Source organism: Haloplanus sp. CK5-1 (assembly GCF_037201915.1).
Taxonomy (GTDB): Archaea; Halobacteriota; Halobacteria; order Halobacteriales; family Haloferacaceae; genus Haloplanus; species Haloplanus salilacus.
Map to the genome: position 1 here is coordinate 1,108,873 of NZ_CP147505.1, position 25,817 is coordinate 1,134,689.

General features: G+C 66.8%; 30 protein-coding genes and 1 tRNA gene. 20 read left to right on the forward strand and 11 right to left on the reverse strand.

What is annotated here, in order from left to right; all coding sequences use genetic code 11:
- From NBT81_RS05850 to NBT81_RS05875, 6 genes are read left to right on the forward strand one after another with little or no spacing between them, the layout of a single operon-like run.
- Positions 1-2,040, forward strand: a complete 2,040-nt coding sequence (locus NBT81_RS05850; protein ID WP_338741744.1) for a type II secretion system F family protein — start codon at positions 1-3, stop codon at positions 2,038-2,040.
- Positions 2,037-2,534: a DUF7287 family protein gene (locus NBT81_RS05855; protein WP_338741746.1), complete on the forward strand. Its 498-nt coding sequence runs from the start codon at positions 2,037-2,039 to the stop codon at positions 2,532-2,534. The genes NBT81_RS05850 and NBT81_RS05855 overlap by 4 nt, the downstream gene beginning before the upstream one ends.
- Positions 2,528-3,142: a DUF7288 family protein gene (locus NBT81_RS05860; protein WP_338741747.1), complete on the forward strand. Its 615-nt coding sequence runs from the start codon at positions 2,528-2,530 to the stop codon at positions 3,140-3,142. The genes NBT81_RS05855 and NBT81_RS05860 overlap by 7 nt, the downstream gene beginning before the upstream one ends.
- A complete protein-coding gene (locus tag NBT81_RS05865) occupies positions 3,130-4,554 on the forward strand; it encodes a DUF7261 family protein (RefSeq protein ID WP_338741748.1) in 1,425 nt (474 codons plus the stop codon). The genes NBT81_RS05860 and NBT81_RS05865 overlap by 13 nt, the downstream gene beginning before the upstream one ends.
- Complete coding sequence (locus tag NBT81_RS05870; protein WP_338741750.1) at positions 4,544-4,996, forward strand: DUF7266 family protein; 453 nt, start codon at positions 4,544-4,546, stop codon at positions 4,994-4,996. The genes NBT81_RS05865 and NBT81_RS05870 overlap by 11 nt, the downstream gene beginning before the upstream one ends.
- The gene (locus tag NBT81_RS05875) at positions 4,993-5,718 is read left to right on the forward strand and encodes a DUF7289 family protein (protein ID WP_338741751.1); all 726 of its coding nucleotides are present in this window, start codon (positions 4,993-4,995) and stop codon (positions 5,716-5,718) included. The genes NBT81_RS05870 and NBT81_RS05875 overlap by 4 nt, the downstream gene beginning before the upstream one ends.
- On the opposite strand, the gene NBT81_RS05880 is transcribed toward NBT81_RS05875, so the two are convergent.
- Positions 5,719-7,110: a DUF7289 family protein gene (locus tag NBT81_RS05880; RefSeq protein ID WP_338741753.1), complete on the reverse strand. Its 1,392-nt coding sequence runs from the start codon at positions 7,108-7,110 to the stop codon at positions 5,719-5,721.
- Between the two features lie 170 nt (positions 7,111-7,280).
- On the opposite strand from NBT81_RS05880, the gene NBT81_RS05885 reads away from it, so the two are divergent.
- A complete protein-coding gene (locus tag NBT81_RS05885) occupies positions 7,281-8,675 on the forward strand; it encodes an FAD-binding oxidoreductase (protein ID WP_338741755.1) in 1,395 nt (464 codons plus the stop codon).
- 9 nt (positions 8,676-8,684) lie between these two features.
- Here the strand turns inward: NBT81_RS05885 and NBT81_RS05890 are convergent, their stop codons facing one another.
- The 3 genes from NBT81_RS05890 to NBT81_RS05900 form a co-directional block, all read right to left on the reverse strand.
- On the reverse strand, positions 8,685-9,098 hold the full coding sequence (locus NBT81_RS05890) for a DUF7475 family protein (protein ID WP_338741757.1): 414 nt from the start codon (positions 9,096-9,098) through the stop codon (positions 8,685-8,687).
- Between the two features lie 76 nt (positions 9,099-9,174).
- Positions 9,175-9,747: a response regulator gene (locus NBT81_RS05895; RefSeq protein ID WP_338741758.1), complete on the reverse strand. Its 573-nt coding sequence runs from the start codon at positions 9,745-9,747 to the stop codon at positions 9,175-9,177.
- A gap of 74 nt (positions 9,748-9,821) precedes the next feature.
- On the reverse strand, positions 9,822-9,986 hold the full coding sequence (locus tag NBT81_RS05900; RefSeq protein ID WP_338741759.1) for a hypothetical protein: 165 nt from the start codon (positions 9,984-9,986) through the stop codon (positions 9,822-9,824).
- Between the two features lie 173 nt (positions 9,987-10,159).
- On the opposite strand from NBT81_RS05900, the gene NBT81_RS05905 reads away from it, so the two are divergent.
- Both NBT81_RS05905 and NBT81_RS05910 read left to right on the forward strand, forming a co-directional pair.
- Entirely contained in the window at positions 10,160-10,381 is a 222-nt protein-coding gene (locus NBT81_RS05905; protein WP_338741760.1) for a DUF5795 family protein, read from the forward strand.
- A gap of 40 nt (positions 10,382-10,421) precedes the next feature.
- Positions 10,422-10,597, forward strand: a tRNA-Trp gene (locus tag NBT81_RS05910).
- Between the two features lie 70 nt (positions 10,598-10,667).
- On the opposite strand, the gene NBT81_RS05915 is transcribed toward NBT81_RS05910, so the two are convergent.
- On the reverse strand, positions 10,668-10,979 hold the full coding sequence (locus NBT81_RS05915) for a DUF433 domain-containing protein (protein ID WP_338741762.1): 312 nt from the start codon (positions 10,977-10,979) through the stop codon (positions 10,668-10,670).
- A 1,721-nt stretch (positions 10,980-12,700) separates the two neighbouring features.
- On the opposite strand from NBT81_RS05915, the gene NBT81_RS05920 reads away from it, so the two are divergent.
- On the forward strand, positions 12,701-13,420 hold the full coding sequence (locus NBT81_RS05920) for a helix-turn-helix domain-containing protein (protein ID WP_338741764.1): 720 nt from the start codon (positions 12,701-12,703) through the stop codon (positions 13,418-13,420).
- A 20-nt stretch (positions 13,421-13,440) separates the two neighbouring features.
- Here the strand turns inward: NBT81_RS05920 and NBT81_RS05925 are convergent, their stop codons facing one another.
- Positions 13,441-13,764, reverse strand: coding sequence for a HalOD1 output domain-containing protein (locus NBT81_RS05925; protein WP_338741766.1), 324 nt, complete (start codon positions 13,762-13,764; stop codon positions 13,441-13,443).
- Positions 13,765-13,860: 96 nt separating this feature from the next.
- Between NBT81_RS05925 and NBT81_RS05930 the strand changes: the two genes are divergently transcribed.
- Together NBT81_RS05930 and NBT81_RS05935 are read left to right on the forward strand one after the other, a co-directional pair.
- A complete protein-coding gene (locus NBT81_RS05930; RefSeq protein WP_338741768.1) occupies positions 13,861-14,103 on the forward strand; it encodes a hypothetical protein in 243 nt (80 codons plus the stop codon).
- A 111-nt stretch (positions 14,104-14,214) separates the two neighbouring features.
- Complete coding sequence (locus tag NBT81_RS05935; RefSeq protein WP_338741770.1) at positions 14,215-15,378, forward strand: alanine--glyoxylate aminotransferase family protein; 1,164 nt, start codon at positions 14,215-14,217, stop codon at positions 15,376-15,378.
- A gap of 4 nt (positions 15,379-15,382) precedes the next feature.
- Here NBT81_RS05935 and NBT81_RS05940 read toward each other — a convergent pair whose 3' ends face one another.
- Positions 15,383-16,159, reverse strand: coding sequence for a GTP cyclohydrolase III (locus NBT81_RS05940; protein WP_338741771.1), 777 nt, complete (start codon positions 16,157-16,159; stop codon positions 15,383-15,385).
- Between the two features lie 93 nt (positions 16,160-16,252).
- Here NBT81_RS05940 and NBT81_RS05945 point away from each other — a divergent pair, with 93 nt between their 5' ends.
- Positions 16,253-17,029, forward strand: a complete 777-nt coding sequence (locus NBT81_RS05945) for an HAD-IIA family hydrolase (RefSeq protein WP_338741772.1) — start codon at positions 16,253-16,255, stop codon at positions 17,027-17,029.
- On the opposite strand, the gene NBT81_RS05950 is transcribed toward NBT81_RS05945, so the two are convergent.
- A complete protein-coding gene (locus tag NBT81_RS05950; protein ID WP_338742509.1) occupies positions 17,026-17,661 on the reverse strand; it encodes a TrkA family potassium uptake protein in 636 nt (211 codons plus the stop codon). The genes NBT81_RS05945 and NBT81_RS05950 overlap by 4 nt on opposite strands.
- A gap of 18 nt (positions 17,662-17,679) precedes the next feature.
- Positions 17,680-19,071 carry an APC family permease gene (locus NBT81_RS05955; protein WP_425498772.1) on the reverse strand — a complete coding sequence of 464 codons (1,392 nt, stop codon included), beginning with the start codon at positions 19,069-19,071 and terminating at the stop codon, positions 17,680-17,682.
- 288 nt (positions 19,072-19,359) lie between these two features.
- On the opposite strand from NBT81_RS05955, the gene NBT81_RS05960 reads away from it, so the two are divergent.
- A complete protein-coding gene (locus NBT81_RS05960; RefSeq protein WP_338741776.1) occupies positions 19,360-19,500 on the forward strand; it encodes a hypothetical protein in 141 nt (46 codons plus the stop codon).
- A gap of 22 nt (positions 19,501-19,522) precedes the next feature.
- Here the strand turns inward: NBT81_RS05960 and NBT81_RS05965 are convergent, their stop codons facing one another.
- Together NBT81_RS05965 and NBT81_RS05970 are read right to left on the reverse strand one after the other, a co-directional pair.
- Complete coding sequence (locus tag NBT81_RS05965) at positions 19,523-19,921, reverse strand: OsmC family protein (protein WP_338741777.1); 399 nt, start codon at positions 19,919-19,921, stop codon at positions 19,523-19,525.
- Positions 19,922-19,995: 74 nt separating this feature from the next.
- A complete protein-coding gene (locus NBT81_RS05970) occupies positions 19,996-20,730 on the reverse strand; it encodes a metal-dependent hydrolase (RefSeq protein WP_338741778.1) in 735 nt (244 codons plus the stop codon).
- A gap of 154 nt (positions 20,731-20,884) precedes the next feature.
- Between NBT81_RS05970 and NBT81_RS05975 the strand changes: the two genes are divergently transcribed.
- The 6 genes from NBT81_RS05975 to NBT81_RS06000 all read left to right on the forward strand — a co-directional run bounded on the left by NBT81_RS05975 (position 20,885) and on the right by NBT81_RS06000 (position 25,803).
- Complete coding sequence (locus tag NBT81_RS05975) at positions 20,885-21,712, forward strand: alpha/beta fold hydrolase (RefSeq protein WP_338741780.1); 828 nt, start codon at positions 20,885-20,887, stop codon at positions 21,710-21,712.
- Positions 21,713-21,773: 61 nt separating this feature from the next.
- A complete protein-coding gene (locus NBT81_RS05980) occupies positions 21,774-22,505 on the forward strand; it encodes a fumarylacetoacetate hydrolase family protein (RefSeq protein WP_338741782.1) in 732 nt (243 codons plus the stop codon).
- Between the two features lie 58 nt (positions 22,506-22,563).
- Entirely contained in the window at positions 22,564-23,124 is a 561-nt protein-coding gene (locus NBT81_RS05985; RefSeq protein WP_338741784.1) for a gluconate 2-dehydrogenase subunit 3 family protein, read from the forward strand.
- Positions 23,117-24,730, forward strand: a complete 1,614-nt coding sequence (locus NBT81_RS05990) for a GMC family oxidoreductase (RefSeq protein WP_338741786.1) — start codon at positions 23,117-23,119, stop codon at positions 24,728-24,730. Before NBT81_RS05985 ends, NBT81_RS05990 begins: the two co-directional genes overlap by 8 nt.
- 87 nt (positions 24,731-24,817) lie before the next feature.
- Positions 24,818-25,285 carry a phage tail protein gene (locus NBT81_RS05995; RefSeq protein ID WP_338741787.1) on the forward strand — a complete coding sequence of 156 codons (468 nt, stop codon included), beginning with the start codon at positions 24,818-24,820 and terminating at the stop codon, positions 25,283-25,285.
- Positions 25,282-25,803: a phage tail protein gene (locus NBT81_RS06000; RefSeq protein WP_338741788.1), complete on the forward strand. Its 522-nt coding sequence runs from the start codon at positions 25,282-25,284 to the stop codon at positions 25,801-25,803. Before NBT81_RS05995 ends, NBT81_RS06000 begins: the two co-directional genes overlap by 4 nt.
- Positions 25,804-25,817: the final 14 nt, after the last annotated feature.

Sequence of the window (25,817 nt, forward strand, 5' to 3'; positions counted from 1 at the left end):
GTGAGTCTCGACACCGGACGCGGGCTGGACCGCAGCGTCGACAGCCTCGGAGACCTGTTCTACCCGCTCTTCCAGTTGCTGTTCGACGAGGACGGCGACTTCGTCGACGACATGGAGACGAAGTTGGTGCAGGCGCGGATGGCGACGACGGTCGAACTCTACCTCTCGCGCGCCCTCGCCGTCGGTGTCCTCCTCGGGCTCGTGCTGTGGGCGGTGGGAACACTCGTCGGTTACAGCCTCTTCGCGTTCGGGATCATCTCCCCGGACCTGTTCTCGACCGGGGCGCGCATCCCGAACGAGACGGTCGTCACCCTCATCGAGCGGTTGAAAGTCCCTGCTGCCATCGGTATCACCGGTCTGGTCACCGGATCGGTCGGCTTCGTGACCGGCTTCGGCACCCTCGTTGCAATCCCCTACTCGACGGCCTCGACCCGGGAACGAGAGATCAATATGCTCCTCTCGGACTCGATCTCGTTCATGTACGCCCTCTCGGTGGGTGGACTGAACCAACTCGAGATCCTCGAGGCGATGGCCCGGGCAGACGACACGTACGGCGAGGTGGCAAAGGAGTTCCAGAGCATCGTTCAGGAGACGGAGTACTTCGGCACCGACTACCGCAACGCCATCCGGAAACAGGCGGCGGCAACGCCGAGCGACGACCTCTCGCAGTTCCTGACGGACATGCTCTCCATCGTCAACTCCGGTGGGAACATGCAGGCGTTCCTCTCCGACAAGAAGGACAAGCACATGCGCACCGCCAAACAGCAACAGGAGGTCACCCTCGACACCCTCGAACTGTTCGGCGAGATGTACATGACGCTCTCGCTGTTTCCCCTCCTCCTCATCATCATCCTCGTTATCATGAGCATGCTCGGCGAGGCACAGACGCTCATGCTGTACGGCACGGTGTACGCGCTCATTCCGCTGACCGGCGTGATGTTCCTCGTGCTGGTGTCGACGGTGAAACAGGACGAACCCGGCAACGGCTACCTCGACCCGAGCGAAGCGGGCGACCGGGTGCAGAAGGTCCAGAAGGAGGGGCTTCGACACCTCGGTCTGATCGAGAGTTACGTCGGCGAGTTCGGTATCTTCGACCGGATCAAATCCCGCGAAGGGACGTTCAAGACCAAACAACTCCTCCGGAACCCACACCACTTCTTCCGGGACAACCCGCTGTTTACGCTCGCGCTGACCGCGCCCGCCGCTCTCGTGTTGGTCGTCGTCGCCGTCGCCACGGGGTCGGTTCCGACGACGTGGGACGGGATGATCCAGGCACCCGTCTGGGGCACCTTCATCTGGGTGTACGTCCCCCTCTACGTCCTCCTGATCCCGCTCACCGTCTTCCACGAGTGGAACGTCCGATCACGGGCGGCGATCACCGGAAAACTCTCCGACAACCTCCGGAAACTGTCGAGCGCGAACGACACCGGACAGACGCTTCTGGAGTCGATCCAGACGACTGCGGAGACGTCGTCGGGGAAACTCGCGGACGAACTCGACGTCATCTACGCCAAGGTGAACTACGGGATGAGCCTGCGGGACGCGCTGGTCGAGTTCAACAACAAGTACCACGTTCCGCGACTGGCGCGGACGGTCAAACTCATCAGCAAGGCACAGGAGGCCTCCAGTCAGATCACGCAGGTGCTGACGACGGCCGCCCAAGCCAGCGAGAACCAGGACGACATCGAACGGGAGCGTCGCTCCCGGACTCGGATGCAGGTGGCGATCATCCTGATGACCTACCTCACGTTGCTCGGCGTGATGGCGATTCTGAAGACGCAGTTCCTCGACGTGATGGCCGGTCTCACGGAGCAAGCCGCGGGGAGCGGTGGCGGTGGCGGCGGTGGCGGACAGGCACAGTTCGGCGGCGGCATCGACACGCAACTGCTCTCTTTGCTCTTCTTCCACGCAGTGACGCTGCAGGCAATCCTCTCGGGGATCATCAGCGGCTACATCCGGACGGCGAACCTGCTCGCCGGCATCAAGTTCGTGGTGATCCTCCAGACCATCGCTCTGGTCGTGTGGCTGGTGGTCGGATGACTCGCAGCCGCGGACAGACGACGCTCGATTTCGCCGTCGGCGTGAGCCTCTTCCTCGGCGTAGTCGCGTTCGCCTTCGCGTTCGCGCCGACGATGTTCGCTCCGTTCGGCTCCGACACCGGCGTGAACTCGGTGATCGCGGACCGGAGCGCGGACCGACTGGCCGCCGACGCCCTCGTGGATTCGCCGGACGACCCCGCCGTCCTCGACGGGAGTTGCACGCGGAGTTTCTTCGACGGGAGCGTCCCGGCCGACTGTCGGTACACCACGACCGACCTCGGCGATACGCTCGGCCTCGATTCGACGACTCAGGTGAACGTGACGATCAGGAACGCGTCGGGGATCAGGTCCCTCGGTGGCACGCGACTGGCCGCCGGCGATCCGACCACGACCACGGCCGACGTGGTCGTGGCGCGGCGTGTCGTATTGCTGCCGGGCAGTGACGACACCGCGTTCGACAGGGAGCGAAACCAGTTGCTCGTTCGGGTGTGGTGACCGTGCGGGGACAGGCACACACGCTCGAAGCGTTCGTCGCGGCGCTCCTGGTGTTGAGCGGCATCAGCTTCGCGCTCGGGACGACGGCCGTGACCCCGCTGTCCGCGAGTACCTCGAACCAACACGTCGGCAATCAGGAGCGAGCCGCGGCGGTCGGCGTCCTCGAGGCAACCGAGGCCGACGGGAGCCTCGCCGAGGCCGTCGTCTACTGGAACACGACCCCCGACGACGACAGCGGCGAGTTCTACGGCGCGAACAACAGCGACGGGACGGGCTACGCCACCGGCCCGCCGAACGAGTTCGGTCGCGTCCTCAACGAGACGTTCGGTGACCGGCGCGCCGCGTTCAACGTGGCCGTCGTCTCGTTCGACCGGAACGGCTCCCGGACCACGACGACGATGGTTCGGATGGGTGTCCCCAGCGACGACGCGGTGACCGCCACCCGGCAGGTCGTCCTGTACGACGACACGACCCTCTCGTCACCCGAACTGGGGAACGTCTCGGCGGCCGCCACGGACTCGGATCGGCGGTTCTACGCGTCCGATATCGACCCCGGCAATCGGCTGTTCAACGTCGTGGAGGTGCGCATCACCGTATGGCGGATCTGATGCCCGAGGACGGTGACCGCGGACAACTCCTCCTCGTCGCGGGGTTCGCCATCGCCGTCACAATCGTGGCGCTGGTGTTGCTGTTGAACACCGCCATCTACACCGAGAACCTCGCGACCCGGGACGTGGACACCCGCTCCAGCGACGCGCTCGCCTTCCGCGATATCGTCGAGGACGGCCTCTGGGCCGTCGTCGAGGGTGCGGCACTGAACGACGACGACGAGACCGATCGAGGGGATGTCGAGGCGAACGTCACGCGGCGCGTCGAGCGCTTCGAGAACTACTCCTCGCGACACACGCTCGGTGGCGGTGCGGGATCGGCCGTGGACGTCGTCACCCTCCACGAGGGGGCGCGGGTGCGTCAGACCGACCCCGACCGGAACCTGACCGACGGGTCGAGAACTGCGAACTGGACGGTGGCGACCGACGTCGACGGGGCCCAGCAGTTCGACCTGAACACCACCGGCGGGCTGGTGTCGACGGACGATCCCGCCAACGACTCGTTCCGGGTCGAGGTCGTCGGCAGCGGCGGCGACCGGTGGAGCCTCTACGTCTACAACGACACGACGGGCGATCCGACCATCGCCGTCGAGAACGGGAGCGGTCCGATCACGACCGACGTCTGTGGGGGTCTCGTCACCGGTCCGCCGCGCGTCGGTCTTCGGGCCGGCACCGTCAACGGTGTCGGCTGTGACGCCATCGACTTCGCGGCGGGAACGACGCCGCCCTACGACGTCTCCGTCACCTACGGCAACCGCTCGCGGGGGACGTACGACGCGGTGGTGAACACGACGGCGGTCGACGCCACCGTGGACGACACCGCCCCACTCGACTCCCCGTACTGGGTACCGGTCGTCTACGGACTCGACGCCGACGTCACCTACCAGTCCGAGACGCTCACCTACCGGTCACGCGTCGGCATCGAACCGGTCCCGGTGTCGGCCGGCGGCGGCGTGTTGCAGTTCGTCAAGGCCCCCGGCGAGACGGTCGGGAACGACGACAACCCCCGGACGCTCGAGTTCGACATCGAGAATACTGGGGGTGAGGACGTGACCGTCGAGAAGTTTGCCGTCGACGCCACCGACATCGACGCCGACGTCACGATCGACAACAGTAACGCCGCCGAACTGGAGATCCGAACGGTCGACACGGCCGACGAGGGCCAAGCCGACAGGGACGGCTCCGGCGTCTTCGATGCCGACCGGACGATCTACGACCTCGTCGACGACAGCGACGGGGACGGCCAGTACGCGACCATCCGGGCCGACAACACCGTGGAGATCGACATTCGCGAGTTCAGTCGGGAGCTCGGCCCGTTCGAGGTCACCTACGACGAGTCGGAGGCCGACCTGTCGGTCACTTTCGTCCTCAGCGACGGGAGCGCGGAGGTGTTCTACTTCCGTGAGCAGTAGCGCCACGTCCCGCTCCGACCGCGCCGTCTCGACGGCGCTCGGCTACGTGCTCACCCTCGGTATCGCGACGATCCTCATCAGTGGCCTGCTCATCGCGGCCGGCACCGCAGTCGAGGACCGGCGCGACGTGACGACGCGAAGTTCTCTCGACGTCGCCGGCGAACGCCTCGCGTCGAACCTGATGTCGGCCGACCGACTCGCGGAGACGTCCGGAGCGCGGGCGGTGTCCGTCGCCGTCGACCTCCCGTCCCGGATCGCCGGCAACGGCTACCTGGTGACGGTGGATCCGGCGAACTCGACGCTCGTCTTGGTGTCGGACGGCCCGGACGTGACGGTTCACGTTCGATTCACGACCACCACGCCCGTCGCTGCGGCGACCGTTCGGGGCGGCGACCTCCGGGTCGTCCTCTCGGCCGGCCGTCTGGAGGTGCGGTCGGTGTGACCCGCGGACAGAGCGAGACCATCGGCTTCGTTCTGGTGTTCGCGCTGATCGTCACCTCGACCGGCATCGTCTACGTCGCCGGCTTCCAGACGCTCGGCGACGCCCGGACCACGGAGGAACTCCGGAACATGGAGCGTGCCTTCGACGTCCTCGACGACAGCATTAGCGACGTGGCTCGCCGGGGCGCACCCAGTCGTTCGACCGAGGTCAGCCTCGGAAACGGCGACCTCGCCTTCGGCGACACGGCGCGGATCAACGTCACGACGAACGTCTCGGCGCAGTCCGTCGAGATATCACCTCGGCCGATCGTCTACCGACTCGACGGTACCGAAATCGTCTACGTCTCGGACGCGGTGATCCGGACCGACCGCGGGAGTTCGGTGATGCGGTCCGACCCTGCGGTGGTAGCGAACGGCCGCCGGGTCGTCCTCCCGTTGATCGACGTCGACGCGGCCGGTGACCGGGTCGGCGTCGGTGGCGATACGACGGCCCTGATCCGAACGCAGTCGAAGAGCCCGCCGAACACGCTGTCGGTCGACCCCGACACAGGGCGGGTGACCGTGACGGTCACGGTCGAGTCGCCACGAACCGAGGCGTGGCGGCGGACGTTCCAGCGCCACGGGTTCACGTGTGGCCCGGCCGGCACGACCGTGTCCTGTTCGACCGACACCGACGAACTCCACGTCGTCTGGACCACGACGAGCGTCGACTTCCTCCGCTAACTACCCGTCCTCTATCTCCACCGTGGTCACCGACACGTGGAGGTACAGGACTCGCGGTTCCCCGCTCCCGACGTCGAGTTCGACGTCCTGGACGCGCGAATCGTGGTCGAAGTCGTTTGCCGGCTGTCCGTTGATGTCGACGTTTCCACCGACTAGGCCGCCGGTTATCGTCCCCTTTCCGTTGAGGTCGACCTCCGATTCGGGGGCGTAGAGCAATCCGACGAAGACGGCGTTACCGTCCATGTCGACCTCTCCCGAGGAGTGGACGAGAACCCGGAGATCCCCGGGGTTTCCGCCCGCGTTGGCCTCGCCGAAGGCGGCGTCGTCTCTGACGTAGACGGTGACGTTGTTCGATCCGGTGATGTCGAGGCTGTCGGGGTCGAACGATCCGTTCACCACCAGACCGACGTTACCGCCGCTCGTATCGACCGTGATGTCGTTGTCGACGTCGCTCTCGGTGTAGTAGGTACCCGCGTCGTCGACGTCGGTCGTCCAGCCCTCACAGCCGCCGCCCAGACAGTCGTCGATTCGGCTTTCGATCCGTCCGTCGGCTGACGGGTAGTCGGTCCCCGTCTCGGAGGGCGTCGGCGGATCACCGCCGTTGGCCGTGATGCTACCACCGGTCGACGCGAGGATGTTGTCGAACTCGCCTTTGAACGGCGTGATCAACTCGATGGTCGCGCTCTCGTTCGCGTGGTCGTAGGTGACGTTCCCGCTGGTTCGTTCCTCGAAGTAGGTACCCCACGCTCGGTAGTAGTCACTCTGTACGGTCACGTGAACTCTGCCCTTGGTCAGTGGATTCGACCGCGTCGCGTTCGGGAACTCGCCGGCGGTCTCGTTTCGCTGGACGATCCGGACCGACCGACCCGAGATTCCGTCGCTCTCGACCCGGACCAGCGGCAGCGTGAGCGTCCCCCGCTGGTAGTGGAATTCGGGGGGAGAGACCATCGTGCTTCCGTTGCCGTCCCGCCGCCAGACGCCACCGCCTTGGTAGGCGAGCGTCGTCTGCCCGCGCTCGTAGGTCACCGTCCCCAGCTGTTCGTCTAGGATGGTCTCGTTGCCGTTCGTCCCGTTGACGATACGGACGATCATCCGTCCCGAGTCCTCGTCGACGGCCGTGGTTCCCCGCCCGGTCCGGCCGAAGTCGACACGCTGGGTGTCCGAGGAACCGTGGGCGACCAGACTCGTCTTCGAGTCCAACTGCGTCATCGCGTGTTCCGCCTTCCCGACGTCGACGGACGCCGTCGCGTCGTCGATAGCGCTCGCGCCGAACATCAAAACTGTCCCGCCGCCGACGACCGTGAGCGCCACGAGGAGCAACACGGCGAGTGTCTCCGACTGACCGGTCCGGTCGCGTCCGAACCGGTCCAGCGGCGGGCGTGGCATCGACATTCGGCGGAAGTAGGCGGCGAGCGTATTAAAAACGGACGGCCGTTTCTCAACGGCGATACCGTCCGACGTCCGACGCAGTCCCGTTCCGGCCTCACCGGGTGCCGAGTCGTACGCGTCGCTCCGTGCTGCCGAGCGTCAGGTCTATACTCGCTCCGGCGCTGGGTGGGTGCATGCGACACGATACCACGTTCGTGGACGACCTCGGTCTCTCGGCCGAGCAAGTCTCGGTCACCGGCGCCGACCGGGAGCAGCGATCTCACGACTGGGGCACCGACCGCGCGGACGGCGTCCGTCCGGATGTGGTGATCTGGCCCGAGTCGACCGACGACGTGGCGACGGTCTTGCGCGCGGCGACCGAACGGGGCGTGCCCGTCACGCCCTACGCGGCCGGCACCAGTCTGGAGGGCAACGCCGTCCCCATCGACGGCGGTATCAGCCTCGACATGACCCGGATGGACGCCGTCCTGGACGTTCGTCCCGACGACCTGCAGGTGGACGTCCAGCCCGGAATCCTCGGCGACGACGTGAACGAGGCGGTGGCCACCCACGGACTCTTCCTCCCCTCGATGCCGGCCTCGGGGAAGATTTCGACCATCGGCGGGATGCTCGCCAACGACGCCAGCGGCATGAAGACGGTCAAATACGGCGAAGTGAGCGACTGGGTGCTCGAACTGGAGGTCGTCCTCCCGACGGGTGAGGTCATCACGACCGGGAGCAAGGCCGTCAAGACGTCGAGTGGCTACGACCTCGGCGACCTGATCGTCGGTAGCGAGGGCACCCTCGGGGTAATCACTCGTGCGACGCTCCAGTTGGCCGGCAGACCGCGGCAGATCCGCGGCGGGCGTGCCCACTTCGAGACGCTCGACGACGCGTCGGAGGCGGTGTTCGACGCCGTCCGCTCCGGCGTCGACGTGGCGAAGATCGAACTCATCGACCGGTTGAGCGCCGCCGTGTCGAACGCCCACCTCGACACCGACCTCCCGGACGTGCCGATGGTGTTCGTCGAGTTCCACGCCGATCACGGGATCGACGAGGAGATCGAGTTCTGTCGCTCCGTGTTCGAGGCCCACGGAGTCACGCGGTTCGACGTTGCCGAGAACGACCGCGGCATGGCCGACCTCTGGGCGGCACGGCGCGAACTGGCCGACGCGCTGGAACCGTACGACGACGACCTGTCGCCGCTCACGCCCGGCGACGTGACCGTCCCGATCAGCGAGTATCCGGGGCTCATCCGCTACGTGAAAGAGCTGGCCGACGAGGAGGGGTTTCTCGTCCCCTGTTTCGGTCACGCCGGCGACGGCAACCTCCACTACTCGGTGCTGGTCGACCCCGACGACCCCGACGACGTGGCTCACGGCGAGGCGGTGTCGCGCCGGATCGTCGAGTACGCCATCGACCTCGGCGGGACGTCGACCGGGGAGCACGGCATCGGCCTCGGCAAGCAGGACTACCTCGCGGCGGAACACGGCGACGCGGCCGTCGACGCCATGCGATCGATCAAGCGCGCGCTCGACCCGGCGGGGATCATGAACCCCGGGAAGGTGTTCGACGGGCCGGAACCCTGACCGTCGGACTCACCCCGTGTTCGTATAGAGGTAACCGGTGACGATGGCCAGCATCGCTTCGGCGACTTTGGAGATGACCGCCATCGGATTCAAGCTACCTCCCTGGTAGAACGCGTCGACGCCGAACCCCTGGAAGGCGAACAGGGCGACGACCGTCGCGAGGGCATAGAGTGCGGCGACGAGGTACAGTTCCCGACGCCAGTAGCGGGTCAGGTAGATCGCGATCCCACCCAGAAAACCCAAACCGTTGAGGGCAAAGAGGATGGCCAGCGTCTGACTGAACCCGATCACCTGGGGGGACAGAAACAGGTGGATCACGCCCGTCACTGCCGCCAACACGACCGCCAGATAACCGATCGGGTTCTGGGGGGGGCTCACTAACGATCCGCCACTGGCAGTCGCACTGGATTCCGCTCGTCCCATACCCCAGTATGTCAGATGCATAGATAAAATACTGACTGGTACGATCGTCGAATTGGGGACGGGGCGGCGACGGCCTTCAACTCCCGAGATCCGGGAGGTCGTAAAACACCGCGTCGAAGTCCCGTTCGGTCATCTCCGACTCCAGTTCCTCGATGCGCTTTCTCGAGCGCTCGAACTGAGCCTTGAGCCGGAGGTACTCCTCGTTCCCCTCGAGCTCGCCTGAGCTCTTGTGTGATTCGAGTGCGGCGAGTTTCGACGCCGACGCGAAGAGGTCGGAGAGGCGCTGGTCGTACTCGTCGCGTTCGAGGAGCCCCTCGACGAGTCGACGGATATCCTCCCGGAAGACGGGCTTGACGACGTAGTCGTCGAACCCCATCTCGAGGACGTCGAAGTCGGGTTCGACCGCCGTCACCATCGCCACCCTGACCGACAGGCCACGGTCCCGGAGGGTTTGGAGTACCTCGTCGCCGGAGACGCCCGGCATGAGGCGGTCGAGCAACACCACGTCCACGTCCTCGTCGACCCGATCCAGTGCGTCCTCGCCGGTCGTCGCGACGCGGACGTCGTACTCGTCGGAGAGCCACTCCGCGAACAGTTCGGCCAGTTCGGTTTCGTCCTCTACGACGAGGATGCTGGGTGACGAGGTCATGAGAGGCGCGCCGGCCATCCGTCCTTACGACGGCACCCTAAAAGGTATTTCTGCCGAGCGAGGGTCTCGCTCGGTCAGGCGTCGTTCGACGGCGTCCGCCGTTCGATCGTGAGCGTCCCACAGGCCGGACAGAGACAGTGGTCGGTCTCGTATCGCGACTCACACTCCGAGCAGACGTATTCGCACCCCTGCTCCGGTCCCAGATCGAGCATTCCGTCGTAGCTGTACGGTGCAGTCACCGTTTCCACGCCCCACTGCTGTGATGGCCGCGTACTCCCCGGTGCATGTTGCGATCCGTACCCATACGTACGGCTCCATACTATCAAAAACTACCGATCGTCGTAGCGCGCGGCCGCGAGACTGCTCCCGCCGCTACGTAGGGCTTACTTGTCTCCACTCCCACGCTCGATGCATGACGAACCGCGTCGTCCAAGGCCGAATGGTGACCGCCGAACGACTGGCCGAACTGATCGAGGGTGAACCGCCCATGGAGGCCGACGACATCGAGGACGCCGACCGTCAATGTCCCGACTGCGACGGCGACGTCCTCGCCGTGGCCTACATGCCTACGGTCACCGAACTGGTCACGGGGTACAAGTGCCAGGACTGCGACTGGGCCGACGACGACCGATAACCGAAATCCCTTTATCGCCCTTCGGGTAAGTGGGTGTCGAGGGGTCGTGGCCAAGCCCGGCATGGCGACTGACTCCAGAGGCTCCGCCCGGTGACGACACTCCAGCTGATATACCGAGCGCGCGACTGATCATCGCTGCGCGACGACGACCCTCTGGAGTACCGAGGCGCGACCGGAGATATCAGTCGATCGGGGGTTCAAATCCCTCCGACCCCATTCCCATCTTAAAGTAACTACAGGCTCTGAGCCGCCGATCTGTGATTACTGCGGCGGCTACATCCCTCGGTTACCTTACAAGTGCTCTGCACTCGACGACGGGTGGTGTCAGCGTCGACCGGCGCTTGGCTTCCTCGACGGCCCGCTCGTGGCGCTGCTCGACCTGCTCCATCTCTTCGGGGTTGTTGTGGAAGTAGGCCAGCGCCTCGTACACGTCTGCGACGTCGAGGCCGTGACGGTCCGCAACCGTCTCCGGGCGAAGCCCCCGCTCCTCGATGCGCTCGTGGACGTACCGGACGGTTATCCGACTCCCTTCGATGTGGGGTTCTCCGTGGACCGCCGACTCGTCGCTCGACACGATCCGGTATGTCTGCGTCGCCATTCTACCTCCACCTGCGACGCCGATACTGAAATAGATTCGCCGGCTATCCGAGCCCCGCCCACCAACCGGGCCGCACCCACTCCCCTCGGGAGGATCAGTCGTCCCCTCCCTTGTGGATCGACTTCGTGTCGATGATGTCGGGGGAGAGGGGAGACGTCGGCACTCACTGATTGTTCATTCTCGTGCGTGACTCGGTGTTACACTGCCGGCAACGAGCAACACGATACGGTTCGCGCGAAAACTGCGCGTTCTCGACCTGATCCGACTCGGTCACTAAGTCGATCGACACAGAGTGAAGTGTCTCCGTTCCGCACGACTCACACGGTTCTCGTCGGTCGGATCCGGCGGGATCGGGTTTTGTTTGTGGGGAGCTCATGACACGTTTCACAGGGGGGTCGTATTACCGTCGAACTGCCTCACTGTCGGGGTGTCCTGCCGTCACGACGTCGTCGGGGGTCGTTTCGGTCCTCGTCGCCCGTACGCGCCAGTTCACGGTCACCGGCGAACTTTCCCGTTCCAACGTGGTTGGACATCCATTCCGACGGTTGGATGCCCGTCCACTTCCGTCCCGTTGATTTTCACGCACATGCTCTGTTCCGATATCGTGAGTGAACGGGCACCCCGGTAGCACGCTCCCTTCGTCATTCGACCGCTGAGCGGGGGGAGCGGGCAGCGATACTCCCTGACGAATCTGGCGAACTATCTGACTAGCGGGACCCACCAGTACGGACGGTAAATCGAGCACGGTCATATTCAGACACTCGATTGGTGTCCGAACAGTGGGTCTAACACGCCCGCCACAATCGTCTAGGGCGGCTACGAGAACGCCGTTCCGATGCTCGTAGAGTTCGATCGGAGTGCAAACACCACGGAGGAAATCTCGACCCGGATGAACAAGCGCTTCCCGGGACTGGCGTGGTCGGAGTCGTGTAGCGAAATCGTGTACGAGCGGGGAGCCACCCCGCAATCCACGTCACAGGCCAGTACGGTCTTGTACGTGTTGGACGTCGCCACGGGCACGGTGACCCAGCGCGTCTCGAACGCGCGCAGTGCCACGTGGAGAGCTACCGGGGTTGCCTTCGTCCAGAACGACGACATCTGGTTGTACTACGCCGGTGGATCGACACGACAACTCACCACGGCCTCCGGTCCGGGTTACCACCCGGTGCTATTCGACCAACAGAGCGGCGAGTCGCTCGCGTACAACCACAACACGGGCACGGCGAGCAATCCGAACGCGAGCTACGGCCGATCGGGCGAGTCGACAAGCCGGGCCCGTACGATCGCAAACCACTTTCGACTGACAAGAACGCCTCCATCTTCGATATCGCGTGAGTGGTCCGCGTCGTCCCGAACTCACCTCCGGCACATCGGAGGTGTTTTCCGCGGGTACCGGATAGGAGAGAGTGGCGGCACGGTCGACCGGCCCCTTTCAGCCCGCGTGGTCTCCACGCGTGGTCCCGCTGGTCGTCCTACCCCGTCTCTCTACTACCGCGAGCGACTGCGCCGACGGTTTCCGTCCTCTCGGACTACGGGGTGTGCCGGGAGTTCCCTACGACTCCGTGGTGTCCCTCACGAGCTATAGTAGCCTTTGTAAGTCATCACATACCTGATCGCATGACAGCGTTCGATCAGGTGTGCGGACAGTTACAAACGCTACTATACTGTGGTATCAAATACCAAACATTGATACCCGACAGCCGAGTATCACACGATCGACCATGTCCGGGACGACCGCCGCCGAGAACCGAGACGCCGTGTTCGAAGTGGAGTTCGTCGTCCGGGATCCGTCGTACCCGTTCGTCGGTGCGTCCGCAGAGGAGGGGTGTGCGTTCGAACTCGCTCGGATGCTCCCCCGTCGTGACGACCGGTACGCGGAGTTCTTCGACGTCACGGGCGTCGATGCGGACCGGATCGTGACTCGCGGCCGGGACCACGACTCAGTCGACGTCACCTTGCTCACGGCGTACGAATCGGGTGGGCTCTTCGAGTTTCTCGTTACGGACGACTGTCCGGCCGTCGAACTCGCTCGACTCGGGGCGCTCCCGCGCGAGGTCCAAGGTGTCGAGGGTGAGGGCCGCATCGTGGCCGAGATTCCCGCCCGCTACGACCCGCCGACGGTCGTCGAGGCGTTCCTCGAAGACACTCCCGCCGCCGAACTCACCACCAAACGGGAGAAAGAGCGCGTCGAACCGCTCTTTCCGCCGGCGGCATTTCGGCATGTCCTCCGGAACCACCTCACCGACCGACAGCGCGAGGTCGCTCGGGCCGCCTTCGAAGCGGGCTACTACGACTGGCCGCGTTCCTGTACGGGGGAGGACGTCGCCGCCGAGCTCGGCATCTCGTCGGCGACGTTCTCCGAGCACATCCACGCCGCCGAGCGGACGCTCCTCACCGTCCTGTTCTGCGATTCCCGGACGGACCGACCCGGCGATCGGTGACGACTCTCGTCCGGCCGGCGTTACGTCCCGTCGTCCTCGGGTGACGAGACGACCGTTCGACCGTCGCCGTAGACGAACACGTCACACCCGTTGAACTCGAACCCGACGCGGACGTTCGACAAGTGGGTCGTCCGATGGGCTGCCGGTTCGATCAGTCGATCCAGCGCATCCGGATCGATCGTATCGCACAACGGACCAAGCTCGTCCGGGTTCGTTCCGGTCACCGCGGCGACCGCCACGACCACGCTGTAGGAGGGACGGTCGTCGTCGCCGCGCACGTGGGTGATCGTGTCCGCGTCGGTCTCCGGGGTACCGCCCGGGTGGAAATCACGGTGGTATGACATGTCAATACGTACCGTGACTTTGGAGGGTCATAGTTCGGGTCCCTACAGTTCGAGGGTCGCCCCACCGCTTTTGTCCCCACCCGCCGACGGCGACGTATGGACACACCCGACGTGGCCGGCACGGACCCGCCGTCCGACCGGGCCGACGTCTCGGGACCGTTCTTCGACTGGTACCATCACGCCGTCGCCCTCGCCTACAGCGTCAGCGCCGCCGTCTCCGCGGGGTCGATGCCGCTCGACCGGCTTGCCCTCTACTTCTTGGCCTCTCTCGTCGGTGCCTACCTCGTGGTGGCCGTCCTCACCGTCCTCTGGCGTCGACTGCTCCCGCGTCTCCTCTAGTCGACTCGGTGACGTGTGCCACGGTCACATGCCACGATCGTCGAAACCGACTTCGACAATATATTGCCACGAACACCTACGTTTTTAATCCGCTCGCCCCTCCGTACACTCATGAGAAGCCCACCCGAAACGAGCGAACTCGATACCCCCTCACGCATCCTGATGGGTCCCGGCCCGAGCATGATCCACCCGCGCGTCCTCCGGGCGATGTCCACGCAGGCGCTCGGGTACATGGATCCCTCCTTCTTGGAGATCATGGACGACATCCAGGAACTGCTCCGCTACACGTTCCAGACCGACAACGAGTGGACGCTCGCGACGAGCGGCACCGGTACCGCGGCGATGGAGACGGCCATCGGGAACATCGTCGAACCCGGCGACACGATGCTGGTGCCGACGAACGGCTACTTCGGTGATCGGATGGGGAAACTCGCCAGGCGCGCCGGTGGCGACGTGGTGACCGTCGACGCCCCGTGGGGCGAACCCCTCCAGCCCGCGGACGTGGCCGACGCCTTCGACGAACACCAACCCGACGTGTTCGGCTTCATCCACGCCGAGACGAGCACGGGCGTCCGCCAGCCGGACGTGCCCGAACTCACCGACATCGCCCACGACCACGACGCACTCGTCCTCGCGGACTGTGTCACCTCGCTGTCGGGCGTCGAACTCCACATCGACGACTGGGGCATCGACGCCGCCTACGGCAGCCCCCAGAAGTGCCTCTCCTGTTCGCCCGGCGCGACGCCGCTCACCATCGGCGAGCGGGCACGCGAGAAAATCGAGAACCGCGAGGAAGACACCGGCTCCTGGTATCTCGACCTCGACCTCGTCATGGAGTACTGGGGCGACGAGCGCAACTACCATCACACCGCCCCCACCAGCCTGTTTTATGGCCTGCGCGAGGGACTCCGCCTCGTCGCGGAGGAAGGACTCGAGAACCGCTGGGAGCGCCACCTCGACGTCGCCGGCGAACTCCGGGAGGGGCTCCAGGCCCTCGGCCTCGAACCCGCCGCCGACGAGGAGTACTGGCTCCCCAGCCTGAACTCCATCGAGGTGCCCGACGGCGTCGACGACACCGCGGTCATCGAGTTCCTGATGAACGAGTACGACATCGAAATCGCGAGCGGCCTCGGCGCGCTGGAGGGTGACATCTGGCGGATCGGCTGCATGGGCTACTCCGCCCGGCGGCAGAACGTCGCCTGCCTCCTGTCGGCCATGGAGGACGCTCTCGAAGCGCAGAACTTCGACGTCGACGAACAGACGATCGAGGCCTGACGACTCACTCCGACTCGACTTCCGTCGTATCGCTCAACTCCACGGCCGTCCCGCGGTGACGACACTCTTCGAGCGCGTGTTTCGCCGCCATGCCCGCGTCGTGGGCGTCCGTCCCCCGTCCGACCCCGACCTTGAGGTCGACGCCGACGGCCTCCTCGACGTGGTCGATGGCGTCCCGGTAGGCCGCGGCGTCCATCTCGGGCGTGGCGGCGATGATGTTGTCGCCGCCGACGAAAAAGGAGAGGCCGCCGTGTTCCTCGCGGAGGTAGCGCATCAGCGTCGCGTACCCCTGTTCGATCTGGATGAACGAGTCGAACTCGTTGAGACGGTCGGTGTACTTCTCCGTCGCGTCGTTCACGTCGAAGTGGGCGATGGAGAGGCGTTCCTCGTCGGGGTGTTCGAGCGGCGTTCCGGCCAGCACCTCGCGCCGGTCGCCGTCCTGTGCGCTCCCGGCACCTTGGAGGCGTTCGGTCGCCCGTTCCAACGCGACCGCGGGGTTCGGATCGACGCCGAGGCCGAGACTGACGGTGACGGGGTAGCGGTTACCCGTCGACTCCTGGAGGAGTCGGTGGTCGTCGACGTCTAACCCGTTCGTCACCGCGACCATGTTGTCGAAGCGGGTGAAGAAGGCGTACCCGCCGCGGTGCCCGACGAACTGGGCGATGTCGGCGAACAGGCGGGACTGGAGCGTCTGGAGGTCCATCTCGCGCCGCGGTTCCGGCGTCACCGTCCACGGTCCGTAGTTGTCGATCTGCACGAGCGTCAGCTGCGTGTTCGTCACGGTGCCGTATTTGGGGACGGGACCCACATTGCTCTTTGGTTCCCGGCCGAGCGAGCGCGGGGTTCATGCCCCGCCCCACCGTATTCCTGTCCAATGACCTACCGCGGAGTCGTACTCGACGTGGACGGCACAGTCGTGCGCGGTGACGATCCGATCCCCGGCGCGGCCGACGGACTCGATCGACTGACGACGGCCGGCCTCCGTCGGCTGTTCGTCTCGAACAACCCGACCAAGCGACCGCCGGCCTACGCCGACCGCCTCGGCCGGGCCGGGTTCGACGTCTCGCCCGAAGAGATCGTCACCGCCGGCACGATCACCACGACCTACCTCGCCGACAACCACGACGACGACGACCTCTTCGTCGTCGGCGAACCGGCCCTCGTCGACCAGTTGACCGACGCCGGCCTGACCGTCGTCGACGCCGAGGACCGCGCGGATGCCGTCGTCGTCTCCATCGATCGCTCGTTCGACTACGACCGGCTCTCCTCGGCACTCCGGGCGTGCCGGGACGGCGTCACTATCGTCGGCACCGACCCCGACATGGTGATCCCCGCCGCCGAGGGCGACGTCCCGGGATCGGGTGCGATCATCAACGCCGTCGCGGGCGTCGTCGGCCGCGACCCGGACGTGGTCCTCGGCAAGCCCTCCGACCCCGCGCTCCGGACGATCCGCGATCGCCTCGGCGTCCCGCCCGCCGACTGCTTGGTCGTGGGCGACCGTCTCGACACCGACATCGCCCTCGGCGAGCGGTCCGGCATGACGACCGTCCTCGTCCGCACGGGCGTCACCGACGACCGTGACCTCGCCCGGGGTGACGTGACGCCCGACTACGTGCTGGACTCGCTGGCCGACGTCGGGACGGTCCTCTAGCCCCGCAACAGGTTCGTCACTTCGTCGGCCACGTCCGGTTCGATCGCGACGACGTAGCGTTTCCCCGGCGTGAGCGTCGTCTCGGGACGGGCGATGCGCTCCCCGTCGTCGTCGGAGATGACCAGCGTCCCGGCGGGGAACCGCACCGACCGCAACGCCTTCCCCGCCGCGGACGCCTCCTCCTCGACCCGGACCTCCATGATGTCGAGCGTTCCCGTCACGTCCGCGAGCGTTCGCACGTCGCTCCCCTCGATTTCGTTCGCCGCCACGCGCGCGCTGGCACCCTCGGGGAAGACCGCCTCGTCGACGAACCGTTCGTACCGCTCCTGATCGCGGGCGGCGATGCGAGCGACCGTCCGAACCGCCGGGTTCATCTCCTCGGCCTCCATGCAGATCGCGAGGTTCAGCCCCGGCAACCCGGTCAATCCGGCGACCACGTCACTCCCCTCCACGTCGGCCTGCCGGAGGATGTCCGGGTCGGAGGCGTCGCCGTGGATGATCGTCACCACGTACTCGTCGGCCATCGCGTCACACCGGTCGCCGTCCGGTTCGACGACTGTGATGTCGTGTCCTCGGGTGTCGAGGAGGGCCGCTGTCTCGAAGCCGACACGTCCACCGCCAGCGATGATGATGTCGAGCGTCGTGGGTTGTCAGTCGTTCGCCTGTGGTGTTCGTCCGTCGGTCGTTCCCTGCGAGTCGTCCCGGGAGCCGAGGCGGGTGTAGACGGCGTACGCTGTCACTCCGAGCAGGATCCAGCCCCCGCTGAGGACGAGTGCCAGCACGTCCGTTCGGAGCAGGTACTCCACCAGTATACCCGTCAGAACCAGATTGAGGACGATGCCGAGGACCGGCGGGAGCGGGTAGAACGGCATCTCGTACGGTCGGTTCATGTCGGGGCGCTCCCGCCGAAGTTTGATCACCGAGCCGTTGACGACGATGAACGAGAGGAGGAAGAACAGACTGGACATGTTGCCGGCGCTCTGTGTCGGGAGGGCGACGGAGCCAAGCATCACCACCCCGCTCGCGAGGATGGCGATCAAGGGCGTCCCGTAGCGGTGGTGCAGTTGTCCGAACGAGGGAAGGAGTTGCTCCTCCCGGCCCATCGAAAACGCCACCCGCGAGGAGGCGATGACGACGGCGTTCAGCGCCGTCAGCGTCGAGAAGACGGCGCCGAAGACGATTATCGCGCCGCCGTTCTGGATGATCGGCAACCCCGTCGGCATGAACGCTGTCGCCGCCTGCGCGATGCCGGCTTCCCCGGCGGCCGCGAGGCCGTCGGCACCGAGCGTCCCCACCGCCACGCCTACCACCGCGAGGTAGACGAGCACCGTCACCGCGAGGCTCGCGAAGATGGCCTTCGGGATGTTCTCGCGGGGGTTCTTCACTTCCTCCGTCACCGTCGTGATGAGGTCGTACCCCTCGAAAGCGATGAAGGTCAACCCCATCGCGGGGAGGATACTGAGGGGACCGGCACCGTCCGCGAACAGCGGCTGAAACTCGGCGGTAGCGAACATCGGCGACGTCGCGCCGAAGGCCACGAAGACGACGAGAATGCCCACCTTGACCAGCGTGAAGATGGTCTCGACGCTCCCGCTGGCGGCCGTCGAGACGGCGTTCAGTGCGACCAGGGAGAGGACGGCGACGAACGCCAGTCCGATGGCTGCAGGGACGGCCGCGTCCACGACCGGGAGTGCGACCGCACCCACCTGCCCCGGGGCCGGCGTCAGGTCGTAGACGTGGAGGAGTTCGAGGAAGTTCGGCGCGAAGCCGAGGGCGTACAGCCCGCCCGCGATCATGTACGCGAACCACAGCATCCACCCCATCACGAACGAGGGCAGGTCGGCGAACACCTCCCTGACGAAGGCGTACCCGCCGCCGCTTTTCGGAATCGACGCCGCGAGTTCGGCGTAGGAGAGGCCGGTGAAGGCGGTCACGACGCCGTTGAGCACGAACACGAGGATGGCCGCTGGTCCGGCGATTTCGGCCGCCAGCCCCGTCAGCACGAAGATGCCCGCGCCGATCATCGCCCCCATGCCGATCATCGTCGCGTCGAGGAGGCCGAGGTCGGCCTCGGGTGCGCGGTCGCCGTGTCCGCTCACACGGTCCCCCGCGCCCACGACAACTCATCCACTCCGGCGTCCATCCACCCGCGGCCGTCGCCGCTCGTGAGTCTCCGGACCATTCCCGCTACCGGCACCGACGCCTGTAGATCACAAGAAAGCCCGGTGTTCTTTCCACCGAGCGACAACCGGTGTAACGGATCGCCGTCCCCACGTCGCGTGCCAGTGTCTGACACAACTTTATCTATATGTGTACCGTTACCACGATACATGTCCTCGAGTGACAGCCCGTACGTCTTTCGCGACGAGGTAGCGCGCACCGACGCCGACCGGGACCCGCCGACTACGGACGGACGGGAGGTCGTCATCGTCGACGGCCGTGCGATGAGTTACCGCTGGTACCGCCGCTGACGACGCGACGTTCGTGGGCTGCTCAGAACGCGTCGCCGTGGACGTCGACCTCGGCCTGCAGGTCCTCCCGGAGCGCCGTGTGGACGTGACAGATGTCCTCGGCCCGGGCGACGATTTCGTCGAACGTCTCTTCGTCCAGGTCGGCCGCCACGTGGACCGCAAAGCGGATCGATTCGAGGTCGTCGTCCTCGTCCAGGTCGGCGTCGGCGTCGATCCGAACTTTCCCGAGGTCGTCGTGGCCGCGCTGTTGGCCGCCGACGCGGAACGCCGGCAGGAAGCAGGACGCGTACGTCGCAACGAGCGCCGCGTTCGGGTTCGGTCCCGTCTCGTCGGTGGCGTCGACGGTGAACTCGAACTCGCCGACTTGGTTGACGCAGGCGAACCCCTCGTCGCTGACCGTGGTGGTTTCGATATCGCTCATCCCACGGCCCACGTCGCCCCGCGGCGTCTAAACACTATCCCTGCAGCGGACGGCGCGGTCGCGCCGACGCCGCGCTACTCGTCGGCGTACGACCGGTCGAAGCCGACGGTCTCGTCGCCGTCGAGGACGTGCACCTCGGCGTCGGAGCCAGTCGCCGCGACCTCGCGTTCCAACTGCTCGATGTCGATCTCGATCGGCGGGAAGGTGTCGTAGTGCATCGGGAGGACGTGATCGACGTCGAGCCAATCGACCGCGATGGCGGCCTGCGCCGGCCCCATGGTGAAGTGGTCGCCGACGGGGAGGGCTGCGACGTCCGGTTCGAGGAACGGGGCGATCACGTCCCGCATCTCGCTCATCAGCCCCGTGTCGCCGGCGTGGTAGAAGGCGAAGGCGTCCTCGTCCGTCTCCTGGGTCGGGACCGTGTCGCCGATCACGTAGCCCGTCGGCGGGCCGCCGCTGTACTCGTAGTCCGTGTTGATGCCGTTCGTGTGGTCCGCGCGATGCATCGTCACGTACGCGTCGCCACACTCGACGGTGCCGCCCATGTTCATGCCGATGGTGTCGTCCGCCCCGTGTTCGTCCGCGGCCCACGCCGTCAGTTCGGGCGTGCCGACGACGGTGGCGTCGGTGAAGGCCCCGAGGTCGCCGACGTGGTCGGCGTGGCCGTGAGTCAACAGGACGTAGTCGGGCGTCTCGACGTCGGCGGGATCGAGCGACGTGTGTGGGTTGCCGAAGAAGGGGTCGATCAGGAGCGACGTGTCTCCGACCGCGACGTGCCACGTGGAGTGGCCGTGCCAGGTGAGTTCCATGGTTCGACCGTATCTTTCCCGGAAGCGCACGTCAATCTTGTCCCGAGGCCGTACCCGGAACCGGCGACGTCGGGCGGCGTGGGCGAGCCGACCGGTTCGGCGGTCGGACACACCCCGACCGAACTCCTATTCTGCTGGCGACCGAGTGCCGACTATGGACCACGACAGTTGGTCGGCACAACAGGCGGAGACGACCGTCGGCGTCGACGGCCACGACCTCTCGCTAGCGTACCGCGACGCCGGGGAGGGTGATCCCGTCCTCTTCCTCCACGGGATCCCGACGTGGTCGTACCTCTGGCGCCGGATCACGCCGCCGCTCGAGTCCGACTACCGGACGATCGTCCCGGATCTCGTCGGCTACGGAAACAGCGACCGGCGCGACACCTTCGACCGATCGATCCGGGCACAGGAGGCGGCCGTCGCCGACCTCGTCGACCAGTTGGGGGTCGAGACGTGCCACGTCGTCGGCCACGACATCGGCGGGGGCGTCGCCCTCCGGTACGCCGCCCACACGGACCGAGTCGACAAACTCGCACTCTCGAACGCGACGGCGTACGACTCGTGGCCGGTCGAGTCCATCACTTCGCTCGGCCTCCCGCGCACGCTGGAGATGGCCCCCGATGCGTTCCGCGACCGACTCGACCGCTCGTTCGTCGACGGCCTCGAACGCGACGACCCGGTCCCCGAGTGGCTCGCCGGGATGCCGGAGCCCTGGCTCCGCGACGACGGCAGACGGGCGTTCGCCCGCGCCGCCGTGGCGACGAACACCAACCACACGACCGAGATCGACTACGGTGCGATCGACGCCGACCTCCTGTGTCTGTGGGGTGTGGCGGACGACCAACAGCCGGTCGAAGACGGCCGCCGGCTCGTCGGGGATATCGGCGGCGACCTCGTCGGACTCGACGACGCCGGCCACTGGGTAACCGAGGACCGCCCGAGCGCGTACCGCGAGCACCTCCGGGCGTTCCTCGACGGGTGACTCGGCTGGCGTCGCCGATCGAACGAGGAAGGCTTATCTCACGCGCAGCCAACTCGCGCCCATGCGACGTGTCAGATTCCGCGACCCCGCAGGGATGGTTCGTACCGGCGAGTGGCACGGCGACGCCGTGAGTTTCGCCGACACCACCTACGACCTCGACGAGGTCGACCTCCTCCCGCCCTCGGAGCCGTCGAAGATCGTCTGCATCGGCCTGAACTACGCCGACCACGCCGAGGAGACGGGGATGGACATCCCCGAGCGGCCGATGCTGTTCCTGAAGACGCCCAACACCGTCGCCGCCCACGGCGACACGATCACCCTCCCCGAGGGCAAAGAGCAGGTCGACTGGGAGGCCGAACTCGGCGTCGTGATCGGCGAGCAGTGCCGGAACGTCGACGCCGCGGACGCCGAGTCGGTGATCGACGGCTACACCGTCGTCTGTGACCTCTCCAACCGCGACGACCAGCGGGAGGAGCAAAACTGGGTGCGGGGCAAGGCCTTCGACGGCGCCGCGCCCATGGGACCGGTCGTGGCCGACCCCGACCACCTCCCCGACGACGCCGACGTGGAACTCCGCGTCGACGGCGAGACGAAACAGTCCTCGGACATCACGCAACTCATCTTCTCCGTGCCCGAACTGATCGAGGAGATATCGAGTTACATGACGCTCGAACCCGGCGACGTGATCTCGACGGGGACACCCTCTGGCGTCGGCGGCCTCGAAGACGGCGACGAGGTCGAAGTCGACGTCGAGGGCGTCGAGACGCTCCGCTTCTCCGTCCGGCGCGACTGATCGCCCCCTCGTCCCGAGAGGACAACGCATAAATTTAGGCCCGCCTAATTCGGCCTCGATGGACCTGAGTCGGCGGGACGCACTGGCGGCGCTGGCGGCGACCGGTGCCGTGGCCGGGGGGAGTGTGCTCCTCGCGAACGACGACGCCGAGGACGACCCCACCGACGACGTCCCTGAAGACGTGGTCGGCGACGACACCGTCGCGACCCTCGCGGCCGTCGGAGCAGCCGTCTACCCCGAGGCGACGACGGGGATCGAGTCGTTCGTCGAGACGTACGTCTCCGGGCGGTTGTCCGACGACCCCGCCCACCGCCGGGGCGTCGTCGAGGCGACGGCCGAACTCGACGCGACGGCCCGCGACTGGTTCGACGCCCCCGTGACCGACCTGGATCGCTCGACCCGGGACCGACTGCTCCGGGAACTGGGTGTCGACGTCGCCGATCCGAACCCCGACGGTAACCTCTCCGACCGCGTTCGATTCTACGTCGTCAACGAACTGCTCTATGCCTTCTACGCCTCGCCGACGGGTGGTCGTCTCGTCGGCGTCGAGAACCCCGTCGGCTACCCCGGCGGCACCGAGAGTTACCGGCGCGCCCGCATGGAGGGTGAGGATGGCTGAGCGCGACCGCGCGCCGTCGTCTCGGGTGGACGTCTGTGTCGTCGGCGCGGGCCCTGCGGGGGCCATCGTCGCCGCCCGACTCGCCGAGGCGGGCCACGACGTGGTCGTCCTCGACGCCGGCCCGCGGTTCGACCTCGAGGACCGCGAGCGACAACTCGACGCTCACCTCCGTCCCGGCGTGGAGAGCGCGGGTAACCGATCAGCGGCCGGTGATGGCCTCTGGGGGATGGGTGGCGACCGCGACGCCTACACCTCCAGCGGCGACCGACACTACCCGCTGAACGCCGCCCGCGTGAAGGGTCTCGGCGGGTCGACGCTCCACTGGCAGGCGATGGTGATGCGCCTCCACGAACGCGACTTCGAGATGGACTCGCGCCACGGCGTCGGCGTCGACTGGCCAATCGACTACGCCGACCTCCGCCCGTACTACACCGAGGCCGAACGCGAACTCGGCGTCGCCGGCGCCGACGACAACCCTTTCGCCCCGCCCCGCGAGGAACCGTTCCCCCTCCCCGCCTTCCCACCCTCCCACAGCGACTCCATCTTCGCCGAGGCCTGCGAGCGTCTGGGCCTCCCGACCCACTCGGTGCCGAACGCGCGCAACTCCGAACCGAACGACGGTGCGTCGGCCTGCGTCGGCTACGGCACCTGCAAGCCCGTCTGTCCCTCCGGTGCGAAGTACACCGCCGAACGCCACGTCGCTCGCGCCGAGGCGGCCGGTGCGCGCGTGATCGACCGCGCGCCCGTCCAGCGACTCGCCCACGACGCGGACGCCGTCGACGCCGCCGTCTACGCCACCCCCGACGGCGCGGAACACCGCCAGGAGGCCCGCGCCGTCGTCCTCGCGTGTGGTGGCGTCGAGAACGTCCGCCTCCTCCTTCTGTCGGCCTCCGACGCCTACCCCGACGGCCTCGCCAACTCCTCGGGGCTCGTCGGCCGCTACTTCATGGACCACTGCTTCGCCGGCGTCGGCGGCCGGATCGACCGCCCGACCCGCCAGAACCACGTCGGCTTCAACACGACCGAGTGCCACGCGCTCTACGACGCGGAGGACCCCCTCCCGGGGGTGAAACTCGAGTTCCTCAACTACGCCGGTCCCTCGCCGGTCATCGACGCACTCCACGCCGACGAGTGGGGCGACGACCTCCTCGACTCCCTGCGGGACTCGTACGGCACCCACCTCGCGGTCGGCGGCCTCGTCGAACAGTTCCCCCACGCGGACAACCGGATCACGCTCGACCGGTCGACGACCGACGACCACGGCAACCCCGTGCCGGACGTGGAGTGGTCGGTCGGCACGGAGACCCGCCGGGCGATCGAACGGGCAAACGAGGTCCAGCGGGCGATCCTCGAGGAACTCGACGCCGACATCGACTGGGTCGTCGGCCCCGACGAGACCGGTCCGGCTTTCCACCACATGGGGACGACGCGCATGGGGACCGACCCCGAGTCGAGCGTCGTCGCCTCCGACTGCCGGGCCCACGACCTCGACAACCTCTGGATCGCGGGTAGTAGCGTCTTCCCCACCGCCGGCGGGATGAACCCGACGCTCACCATCGCGGCGCTCTCCTGTCGGCTGGCCGACCGCCTCGATCGGTGGCTCTGACTTCGGAAAGTTTCAATAGAGTTGCACGTGTTGCCAGTAGCCGTATGCCGACAGCTACCACGGCGCACGCGACTGCGGGGGAGACCGATGCCTGACCGACACGGCCCCTTCCGGACGGCACGGTTCGTCTTGGAGATCGACGGCGTCGCGAAGGCGGGATTCAGCCGCTGTCGCCTCCCCACCGCCTCGACGAAGGTGGTCGAGTACCGCGAGGGCAACGACACGGAGCCGACAGCCCGAAAACTGGCTGGTCTGAACGAGTACGGCCCACTTCGCCTGCAGTACGGTGCCACGGTCGATACCCAGACCATCTACGACTGGCGACGACTGGTCGAGGACGGCAAGGTCGACGAGGCCCGGCGGTCGGTCGCCGTCGTCCTCCTCGACGAGGAGGGCTCGCCGGCGACACGGTGGGGGTTCGAGCGAGCGTGGCCCGCCCGCTACGAGGCCCCCACCCTCGACGCGACCCGCTCAGAGGTGGCGATCGAGACGCTCGACGTCGTCTGCGAGGGGTTCGAACGTCTGGCCGGCGGATCGACCGACGACGCGGAATGAGCGCCCCCGGTCGGGACCCCTACGGCCGCCACCGGTTCGCCGTCGACATCGGCGACGACGGCCCGCCGATGGGGTTCACGGCAGTCCGGGGCCTGTCGGTGCGCGTCCAAGCGCGGGCCGGCGACGAGTCGTCCGAGGGGGACCGGAACGGAATCGACGGCGGGGACTGGTGGGACTGGGGCGACCGCATCCGAGACGCCCTCGACGCCGTCCCGCCGGCACCCCGTCGCCGGACCGCCTCGCCCCACCTCACGCTCCGGCGCGGGGTGACCGACGACCGACGGCTGTGGGACTGGCTCCGCGACTGGGTGTCGGGGACGGTCGACCCGCGGACCGTCCAAGTCTTCCTGCTCGACGAGGCGGGCGACCGGCGGCGTGGCTGGCGCTGTCGCGACGCCACGCCGGTCCGATGGCGCGGACCGGAACTCGTCGCCGACAGGCCGGGCGTCGCCACCGAGACGTTGGAACTTGCTCACGACGGTGTCGAAGCCATCGACGATCCCATTGACCACGCTTAAGCGTCGCCGTCCGT

Bases quoted from the DNA above. Each gene is read 5' to 3' on its own strand.
- NBT81_RS05855 (WP_338741746.1), top strand. From the start codon at position 2,037: ATGACTCGCAGCCGCGGACAGACGACGCTCGATTTCGCCGTCGGCGTG.
- NBT81_RS05865 (WP_338741748.1), top strand. From the start codon at position 3,130: ATGGCGGATCTGATGCCCGAGGACGGTGACCGCGGACAACTCCTCCTC.
- NBT81_RS05880 (WP_338741753.1), bottom strand. From the start codon at position 7,110: ATGTCGATGCCACGCCCGCCGCTGGACCGGTTCGGACGCGACCGGACC.
- NBT81_RS05885 (WP_338741755.1), top strand. From the start codon at position 7,281: ATGCGACACGATACCACGTTCGTGGACGACCTCGGTCTCTCGGCCGAG.
- NBT81_RS05890 (WP_338741757.1), bottom strand. From the start codon at position 9,098: ATGGGACGAGCGGAATCCAGTGCGACTGCCAGTGGCGGATCGTTAGTG.
- NBT81_RS05895 (WP_338741758.1), bottom strand. From the start codon at position 9,747: ATGACCTCGTCACCCAGCATCCTCGTCGTAGAGGACGAAACCGAACTG.
- NBT81_RS05905 (WP_338741760.1), top strand. From the start codon at position 10,160: ATGACGAACCGCGTCGTCCAAGGCCGAATGGTGACCGCCGAACGACTG.
- NBT81_RS05915 (WP_338741762.1), bottom strand. From the start codon at position 10,979: ATGGCGACGCAGACATACCGGATCGTGTCGAGCGACGAGTCGGCGGTC.
- NBT81_RS05920 (WP_338741764.1), top strand. From the start codon at position 12,701: ATGTCCGGGACGACCGCCGCCGAGAACCGAGACGCCGTGTTCGAAGTG.
- NBT81_RS05925 (WP_338741766.1), bottom strand. From the start codon at position 13,764: ATGTCATACCACCGTGATTTCCACCCGGGCGGTACCCCGGAGACCGAC.
- NBT81_RS05930 (WP_338741768.1), top strand. From the start codon at position 13,861: ATGGACACACCCGACGTGGCCGGCACGGACCCGCCGTCCGACCGGGCC.
- NBT81_RS05935 (WP_338741770.1), top strand. From the start codon at position 14,215: ATGAGAAGCCCACCCGAAACGAGCGAACTCGATACCCCCTCACGCATC.
- NBT81_RS05945 (WP_338741772.1), top strand. From the start codon at position 16,253: ATGACCTACCGCGGAGTCGTACTCGACGTGGACGGCACAGTCGTGCGC.
- NBT81_RS05955 (WP_425498772.1), bottom strand. From the start codon at position 19,071: ATGATCGGCATGGGGGCGATGATCGGCGCGGGCATCTTCGTGCTGACG.
- NBT81_RS05960 (WP_338741776.1), top strand. From the start codon at position 19,360: ATGTCCTCGAGTGACAGCCCGTACGTCTTTCGCGACGAGGTAGCGCGC.
- NBT81_RS05965 (WP_338741777.1), bottom strand. From the start codon at position 19,921: ATGAGCGATATCGAAACCACCACGGTCAGCGACGAGGGGTTCGCCTGC.
- NBT81_RS05970 (WP_338741778.1), bottom strand. From the start codon at position 20,730: ATGGAACTCACCTGGCACGGCCACTCCACGTGGCACGTCGCGGTCGGA.
- NBT81_RS05975 (WP_338741780.1), top strand. From the start codon at position 20,885: ATGGACCACGACAGTTGGTCGGCACAACAGGCGGAGACGACCGTCGGC.
- NBT81_RS05980 (WP_338741782.1), top strand. From the start codon at position 21,774: ATGCGACGTGTCAGATTCCGCGACCCCGCAGGGATGGTTCGTACCGGC.
- NBT81_RS05985 (WP_338741784.1), top strand. From the start codon at position 22,564: ATGGACCTGAGTCGGCGGGACGCACTGGCGGCGCTGGCGGCGACCGGT.
- NBT81_RS05990 (WP_338741786.1), top strand. From the start codon at position 23,117: ATGGCTGAGCGCGACCGCGCGCCGTCGTCTCGGGTGGACGTCTGTGTC.
- NBT81_RS05995 (WP_338741787.1), top strand. From the start codon at position 24,818: ATGCCTGACCGACACGGCCCCTTCCGGACGGCACGGTTCGTCTTGGAG.
- NBT81_RS06000 (WP_338741788.1), top strand. From the start codon at position 25,282: ATGAGCGCCCCCGGTCGGGACCCCTACGGCCGCCACCGGTTCGCCGTC.